7 protein-coding genes are annotated in these 8327 nt (G+C 40.3%); 2 read left to right on the forward strand and 5 right to left on the reverse strand.

Annotated features, from left to right (window positions below):
* Nucleotides 1-471: 471 nt before the first annotated feature.
* Both BBG47_RS26520 and BBG47_RS30910 read left to right on the forward strand, forming a co-directional pair.
* Nucleotides 472-1743 (forward strand): helix-turn-helix domain-containing protein, encoded by a 1272-nt coding sequence (locus BBG47_RS26520; RefSeq protein WP_083189626.1) that lies wholly within the window; start codon nt 472-474, stop codon nt 1741-1743.
* Between the two features lie 292 nt (nt 1744-2035).
* On the forward strand, nt 2036-2308 hold the full coding sequence (locus BBG47_RS30910; protein ID WP_254659937.1) for an aspartyl-phosphate phosphatase Spo0E family protein: 273 nt from the start codon (nt 2036-2038) through the stop codon (nt 2306-2308).
* 1053 nt (nt 2309-3361) lie between these two features.
* Here the strand turns inward: BBG47_RS30910 and BBG47_RS26535 are convergent.
* From BBG47_RS26535 to BBG47_RS26555, 5 genes are all read right to left on the reverse strand, one after another.
* Nucleotides 3362-3727, reverse strand: coding sequence for a hypothetical protein (locus tag BBG47_RS26535; protein WP_021253174.1), 366 nt, complete (start codon nt 3725-3727; stop codon nt 3362-3364).
* A gap of 160 nt (nt 3728-3887) precedes the next feature.
* Complete coding sequence (locus tag BBG47_RS26540; RefSeq protein ID WP_065294247.1) at nt 3888-4337, reverse strand: hypothetical protein; 450 nt, start codon at nt 4335-4337, stop codon at nt 3888-3890.
* 256 nt (nt 4338-4593) lie between these two features.
* Nucleotides 4594-5892, reverse strand: coding sequence for an ABC transporter substrate-binding protein (locus BBG47_RS26545; protein WP_065294248.1), 1299 nt, complete (start codon nt 5890-5892; stop codon nt 4594-4596).
* Nucleotides 5893-5956: 64 nt separating this feature from the next.
* On the reverse strand, nt 5957-6343 hold the full coding sequence (locus BBG47_RS26550; RefSeq protein WP_065294249.1) for a hypothetical protein: 387 nt from the start codon (nt 6341-6343) through the stop codon (nt 5957-5959).
* A gap of 150 nt (nt 6344-6493) precedes the next feature.
* Nucleotides 6494-7771 carry an ABC transporter substrate-binding protein gene (locus BBG47_RS26555; protein WP_254659938.1) on the reverse strand — a complete coding sequence of 426 codons (1278 nt, stop codon included), beginning with the start codon at nt 7769-7771 and terminating at the stop codon, nt 6494-6496.
* Nucleotides 7772-8327 lie beyond the last annotated feature (556 nt).

The following is an 8327-nucleotide window of genomic DNA, read 5'->3' on the forward strand; positions in this document are numbered from 1 at the left end:
GAACGTACCTATGAGGATTTGAAACATGGGCCACTTAAAGGAAGACGGCAGCCCTAACATGTATTGAACGTACCTACGAGGAATTAATATTAGGATAGCTATTATGGGGTAGGTAGTGTAGTGTAAATTGAAAATAGATAAGAAAATCTTTAAGAAGAAAATGTAAATAAATGAAAGGAATCAGATGCCACAAAAAAGAAGTTGTGTACTTGATGGATATGAAGTTAACTATTATAGACTTGTAGAAAAGGTAGAAAAACCTGTATCTAATCAGTTTCTCAAGGCTTTAGCTGACAGGCTATGTATAGACGGTGATAAAAGCATAAAATCCAATATACGAGCCGCCAAAAACAGAGGAACGAGATAATTCTTGCTCCTTTTCATGTGTTTCCTCGTAATATCATTAAATTTACACGATCTATATGACATGGTAAAATGTAGGTGGTTATTTGATGAGAAGGAGGGATGATATTGGACGCAACGATCATTACAACGATCGGTGAACTAATCCAAGATACAAGGCGCTCGTTAAATATGACGATCACTCAATTGTCAGAATTATCAGGTGTTCCTAGAGGTACGATTTCAAGAATCGAGAACGGCGAAGTAAAGCGTCCAGAGTTTTCGAGTGTACGTCCATTGGCAATGACATTGAATATTCCTTTTGAAACATTGGTTGATTATTATGCTGAAATTGAAAAAAGAGCTGAAACATTGCTAAGTATGTTTCAAACTACAGTACGACAATGTAAAGACATTGACCTTATTCGGAAAGTTGCAACAAAATACCTTGAATCTCCGAATGAAGACAGCTTAGATTTAACCGAAAAGCTGTATCAACATATCAACTCCATAGAAGATAACTCCATTAAATTGTCATTGTATAGCCTCATCATCGACTACTCACGCTCACACGGAATTATGCCATATATTGCAAAAGGATTGTATCAACAGTACTTGATTGAACGTTACGACTTAAACAGGCTGAAGGAAACCTATTACAACGGAAAATATATTCTTAATTATGCTGATTTCTTATCCCAACAAGAGCGGATCGAGCTATACTACAAATTAGGAATACAGGCGTATAATCTGAAATTGTATCACGAGAGTATCGAACACTGTAAGAAGGTACTGGCGTTACATAGTGCTGAAAGTCCCTATAAAGTAAACGCACTTTGGGTTCTTAGGGATGCGAATTTTGCTCTTGGCAAATATGAAGAATCAGAACTTTACTCGTTACAGTATAAGCAATTTAATTACCCGAACTCACAAGAGCATACTGTGTTTATGGAAGCTCTGTACAATGCCGTAAAAGGGAATACTGATAAAGCTATTAAAGAGCTTCGAGCATTCCTTGTGACATGCAGCGATACTTTTATCCTTGGTGCAACAAGGCATCTTTTACAATTGTACTTAAAACAAAAGAATTTTGAAGAAGCTCAAGCTTTAATAGAAAGCAACAGAATAAATTCATCTATTTTGGATAAAGAGAACCCATTAACTTATTATGGGTATGGGGAATATCAGCGAATTCTGGGGGAGTATTTTTCGGCTATAGGCGACATCGACAACAGTATTAACCATTTGATGGAAGGTTTAATGTGCTTTTCGAAGATCAAAGATGTCAACAAAGAGAAGGAATGTTTAAACACAATTATTCATATACATATAAAAAATAATATTCCTATGATGGGACAAATGCTTGAAAATCTCAGAAATTACTTGATGGAGGAGAATTGAATATGAAAAATGTAATCCCAAAAATCTGTTTTCAAGGTTTTCTATACACAACCCTTATAGTAACAGTAGTTGCATTGACAGGTGACACTGGGTCTATTATTCCTTATTAATAAAATTGCTCTCTTAAAATTGTACTAGATACGCTGATTACCTCGGATTAAAAGAGCAGCTATTTTATATGGAGCTTCTAGTAGCCTAGCCAGTAAACATACTTTTTACAACTTACAACAGTAGCGTCACTCTCTGGCGGATCAGGAGCATATATCCGTAGTAATGTTGGGAGCATCATTTGATGCTCTTTTTCATTTTTCGACAAAGTGATACAGTGGTATTTTCTCACATTTCTTACTGGAACGTGCATTATACTCAGGAGAGAGATAGTGTACGTGAGGTGAGCGTTATAGATTCATTGGAGCATAAAATTAATGAGCTTAGGAAGAAGCTTACAGAGATTGTTCAGATTAAAGGTGGATTTGCAGACGAAGAAGTGATACGAATCAGCCAACAACTTGATACATACATTGTACAAATGCAATCGCGTCAGGAAAAGAGAAAGAATCAATAATCCAATAACTCCGATACTCGGCTTATCGTATTGGGGTTATTTTATTTTAAATGGTATAAATAGAATCGTATAGAGGAAGGTTGATGCGTTGGCTTAAAGAAGTGTGGGAACTGCAAAGTGACTCCCTATTAAAGCCCTTATCAAGTAACGGGCACCACTGTGAGATTTGTTTTCATGTAAGATTCAACTCTTGCCATTAATCCTGCGCCCCAAGTTACAGTAGATGTGAGAGTTCCCCTTAAATAGTTGCACTTTACACAAAGACCCCGGTCTTTCCAGTCGGAAATACTGAGGTCTGAAGAGATTAACCCGAATACAATAACGAACTTCACAATGAACTCTATCTAGAACGGCGATTAGCTTTTGCTAAGAACATTGCTTTTCCTACCGGATGCTCTCCCGAGGACAATATGTCCACTTTGATCGATGGTTTTATTTTTGCTTTCTATTGCATTTATTCTCTGACAAAGGATCATCGACAACACGAATACTGGCAATTTGGTTCGTTCGATAGAGAACTTGAATGGGACCTGCGCACTTAAAACATTTCCACAGAGTAATCCAACTTCTCCCTTGTCTAACGACTACCTCTTGTACAAAGGAAGGAAACCCTTTATTTGTGCCCTTAATACGTACGAACACATATTTACCGACAAACTTTTTTAGCCTGGCTGCTGACACGGTACCACTCCCTTTAACATTAGTCCCATTTTTTTATATTCTGTTCAGTCCTTCGTTGTGTGGGTTGTAGCCCTATAATCAGCGGGATTGCTTGCGAATAAATTAACATTCATATCCATTCTGGGCTGCAGGATTAATGACATGTCGAAAAAAAGCTAAGCTAGGCGTTTTGCAGGGCTTAGTGCATATTTTGGGTGCAGCATAAAGCAGTTATTGATATTGGATGAGGACAAAATTGAAAGAGCCCTTGTCTTAACAAGGGCTCGGAAAGAATCTATTCGATCACATGTATTTTTGGGGAGTACATATTTTTGAAGATGGGTAAAACAAAGTACTGAGGGATACAACATGTTGTATTCGTGCATAACTAATTTAGCGTGGAGCTAATGTATAGGTTTCACCCAGAGCTGTAATGTTGCTGAGCGTATCTTTCCAGCCTGATTTTTCTACAAGAGTTTTAACGCCTTTTGCAATCTCCTCATAGAACTGCTCTTGTTTTTTGTTGTATTTGGGATTGTCGTGAGGATTCGGAGTTATTTTGTACGTATGTTGACCTGGGTTGAATGTAATCCCTCGGTTTTTTCCGAAAGATTCTTCGATATATTTATAGGTCTCTTTGTTGATCGTGATTGAGCCGCTTACTCCTTTAGCATCTACATTAGTGCCGGAGAAAGGAAACACGATTAAAGCAATGGCCAAAAACAGTGACAATGATACGGCAAGAAATCCTTTTTTCATGTAAACACTCCTTCTTTCGAACTGAGAGGTGGCCACCTCCTTATTTTATATATTCCATTTTGCGTGGTTAATACCTTAAATTTACTTTTTTTGTTATGTGAATGACGTGTTGGTGCGGCCCCATAAAAAATAAAGCCTCGGATTGCCCGAGGCTTGTTAGTTACTTCAGTGGCTCAGTTTTGAACTTGGAACGCATCTCATCATAACTTTTCTTCATACTCTCACTTTTGCTATCAGGCTCGAAGCCGAATCCTATTTTCCCATCCATCGTTAACACGATCATTTCTTTATCTTTCCCGTCTACAGTTCCTGACAGCAATACGATAGTGGCTTTCTCTCCATCCTTTTCATACTCCGTTGATTCAATAACTTTCGGGTTTTTGTACATATTCTTTTCAGGAATTTCTAGGCTTATCCCCATAGCGAACAGCGGCATAGCTTCTGGATGTACCTTCTCTTCAACGAACTTTTTCTTAGCCTCTTTGTCGGTGCCGTTTAGGTATGTATTGACATAATCGAGTGCTAGAGCTTCATCTTTGGATGCTTGTCCACCTCCGCAGCCTACCAATACTAATACGCAGATTAAGAATATTGCACTAATTTTCTTCAAATAAATAACCTCCTTTTTTCTACATTATATGATTAATTGCTCATATACGCACGAAAAACATCATGGAAGAAACTCTAGACGAAACTGATTCGTTTGAACGTACCTATTAGGATTGAACGAATTGATAGGAAAAAGGAGTTACGAGGTAGAAAAAAACGGCAGCCCAAAAGGTCGAGGTAGGGCTTGCAAGACCTCCAGACTCGACTTTTTGGTTTTACCGTACGTATGGATTATCCATGTTTTCATCGGCCAGTCCTTACTCTGAACCGTTATTCTCCTCGGATTTAGATACTTCAATGGCGGCGGCATCGACCGCTTGTTGGCCTTTTTCATCGATTTGAATTAACGCTTCTTCAATGGTTAGTTTATTCGCAATGACGTCCTCCACGATTTGGTTCCCGACGCTTTTGAAAGCGTTGATGATATCGTAATGAACGGAATCATAAGGATTGTGATTGGATGGGGTAGCCTTAAGCATCGTCAATGGGGTTAGGTCATGTCCCTTCACGGTAGCAATAAGTTCGGTTCGCGCCGGAAGTCCGTGGTTGATTTCCGTGGAAGTCACGGCTCCTCCTTGCATCATCCACTTCAGCAACTCCCAAGCTGCTTCCTGCCGCTCCGAAGCTGCTGAGATTCCGTAAATTTCCTCAATGCGATAGTAATCGCTGAATTCCGGCTTGCGCGGATCTACAGGAACAGTTACCATGTCCCAATTAATAGCCTTTCCGCCCTCGAAATTACGATTAATGTCAAAATTATAAGCGGCGACCTGGGATTGCAACACCATAGCGGCATTGCCTGTGTAGATGGGGTCGAGTGACATCGTACCTTCGGTTTGCTGCGTTTGCTTATAGATGCGTCCAGAGCGCAGAGCGTCAATCGTTCTACTCCATATTGCCTTCCATGCGGGTGTGTTCATCTGGATTTGTAAGGTTTCGGGATCGATGAATCGCAATCCTTCCGTTTGTCCCCAACGCATAATGAGCGAGATTCCTACATTTTCATAGTAATTGGGCTTAAATCCGTATAACGGTTCTCCATCATCGGTCTGCAAGGGAAAGCGGGTCGCCAAGTCAAAGATATCTTTCCAAGTGGATTGATTCTTCGGAAGCGGGATTTTGTATGTAGCAAACAGATCTTTATTGTAGTAAATTGCGTAGCTTGAGAAGGTAGGCGCCAAACCGTAAAGTTTGTCTCCAGATATCCTTTTTAAGGAATCGAATATGATCGGAGATATGTTCTTCCATGCGCCAGGTTCCTCCTTTATATACGGTTCAAGATTAAGCAGCTCGCCTGAGTCGCTAAGCTTCTTATAAGCGGATAAATTGTCCATATAGCGTAGATCAGCTGGTGATGACTGATTCGCCTCGGGGATAACTTGAATGCTGATAAGAGGGGATTTTTGCTCAAAGGCATGACCATATCTTTTGTAGAACTCGGTTGGTGAAGGGTACTCCACCGTGATCGTTATCGGCTTCTCGATGTTGCTTTGGCAAGCTGATAATAATAGCATCGAGAGTATAATACAGAGTATTGCAATTTTGTTCTTCCTCATGATGATACCTCCAACGAATATAAACTGGCAAAAAGGGTGGAAGAAACCCACCCTTTTTACGGTATTACCAAGAATCGCTTGCCGATGATTGCTCGCTTTCTGTTCCATCCTTGTAATATGTACGCGACAGTGCATTCAACTTGTAGGAGCCTGTTGCGCTATATTCACCTGTATACCATGCTGTTTCGTAGCCGTTGGTAGTCGTAGAATTGGTTCCTTGTTCCTTCTGGGTTGATCCCTCGTAGAAGGTGCCGAACACATTAATTTTTTTCATGTTCGAGTTGGTTGTCCGGGCATAGGCTTTACCTTTCACTTTCTTTTGGTTTCCAACGACATAGCCGATGTATGCATCCGTTTCTGCATCCGGATCCTTTTTGGCAGCAGATGCTGACATCGCACTAACGAGGAACAGGGAAGTTACAAGGCACAACACAGTAATTTCCTTTTTCATTCTTCACATCTCCTTCATTTATTGTTGCAAATCCATTCTGCAGTTCTGCGGTGCAACAATGAATCACCCCCAGCAAGACGTAGTAACGACTCACTTGTACATTCTGGATGATGTGATATATGTAAACGGAATGATCCGCATACATCGGAATTACTTTGGAATCTGCTGAGCCTCGTTCTGCAATTGTTGCAGAGCTTCTTCCAGCGACTGACCGCCATCCAGTATGTTTTTGATTGCAGCATTCGCCTTATCTACAAGTTCAAACGGTACTTCTCCTATGGGATGATAGGATTGCCGCGACGCATACATGGCAGATAGTCGTTCACGTTCCTCTTGATTCGTGCTCAATTCGTTTTGTAAGGTGGAAAAGCCATATAAAGAGCGGTAATTCCATTTCGCAACGGTGCGAGAATTAAGAAACTTCACCAGTTCCCAAGCTGCTTCTTTCTCTGTAGATTGAGCGGATACTGCATACAATCCGTCAATTAGCATTGTATCGTTGTTGTCTGACTGGTTGGGGTTAACAGGAAATGGGGCTAGTGCCCATTGAAATGTAGTTTTTTTCTGGGCGGCCAACTGCTTGTACTCTTCATACGTAACCACAGCCATTGCTTGCTTGCCAGCATGAAAGGCCTCCATATACGTATTGAGATCGGAGCTATTTATTAATTGTCCACTCTTCAATAAGGGAAGCGTAAGCTGCCAAATTTGCTTCCAGGAGTCGCTTGAGACTGTCGCTTGGGGTGGATTGCCCTGCATCATGGTTAGGCCTTGCCCGAAGCCGACTTTCAGCATGAATTCAAAGGAAGAAGAATCATTGGTTCCAAGACCGATAAGCGTGTTGCCACGCCCGTCATCCTTTGGAAATTTCCCGGACAAGCGGAGCAAGTCCTCCCAAGTCATTCCTTCTTGCGGATATTCGATATGGTACGTATCGAAAAGGTCTTTATTGTATGCGATAGCTTGTCCGTAGAAAGTAGGAGGTAACCCATATAGCTTCCCATTTCCAATCGAGCGGGCATATTCGATGACTTGCTGAATGTATTCTTCCAGCGGGAAGGAATCCCGCTTTATCCATAAGTCCAAATCTTGCAAATCGTTGCGTTCTGCCATTTCTTTTACTAGATCAGGCGGCAAATAGATAATATCGAATTTGTTCTGCTGGACCCAGTTCTCCACAGATAACTTCTTGGTCACGAGAGGAATTGTAGATACGATAGAAAGCCTTATATTAGGGTACTCTTGATTAAATAGATTGCCGTAGCGCTTTAGAAAAGCATTTTCATTCGTATACGCAATCGTAAGCTCTGCCTTTTTATCCTTAGAGAATGGAGGGGCCTCGTTTTTTTGACACCCCGTTAATATACTAGCTAAGCATAGTATTGAAGCGAGAAGCGTTGGAAAGAGTCTTCTTTTCAATAGAAACACCTCGATGTGGAAATTAGACTTCTAAAATATACCAATTAGTCTGTAAGTCATTTATACTATATATTGGTATAAATGTAAATAGGGAGTGGGGAAGTTATATTGAGGTGTTAGAAGAACATCTATATAAGTCGCAGTTGTTCGGTTGGTCGACGAGCTTTCACGGAACAACAATGATGAGTACGACTAAAGAGTATGTTTAATTAAATTTAGCCTATTGCATGTTCCAATTTAAGATTTAAGATAGAGAGAAAGATGAGAGAAAGTGAAATTCTACATAAAAGGTAAACAAGAAGCTGAAATCTACGTGTATGATTTCAACAAATGGTGCTGTTCAACAAATTGTCGTCGACCTCCAATAGCGTAAAATCTCCGGGGGATCGACGACAATTTGAAAATTGAAGATATCGTCAGTAAGAAGTAGATATTTTGAGATAGTTTATTGTATTTAGATAAATAGAAATTAGTGAAGCTGACTTGTAGGAGCAATTGCTGTTTGGTATTATTGGCGTAGTGACGTCACTTTTATGGGTTTTGAAAGTACCTATAAGGAATTGAA

Origin of the sequence: Paenibacillus sp. KS1 (assembly GCF_001680695.1) — a bacterium.
Classification (GTDB): Bacteria; Bacillota; Bacilli; order Paenibacillales; family Paenibacillaceae; genus Paenibacillus_B; species Paenibacillus_B suaedae.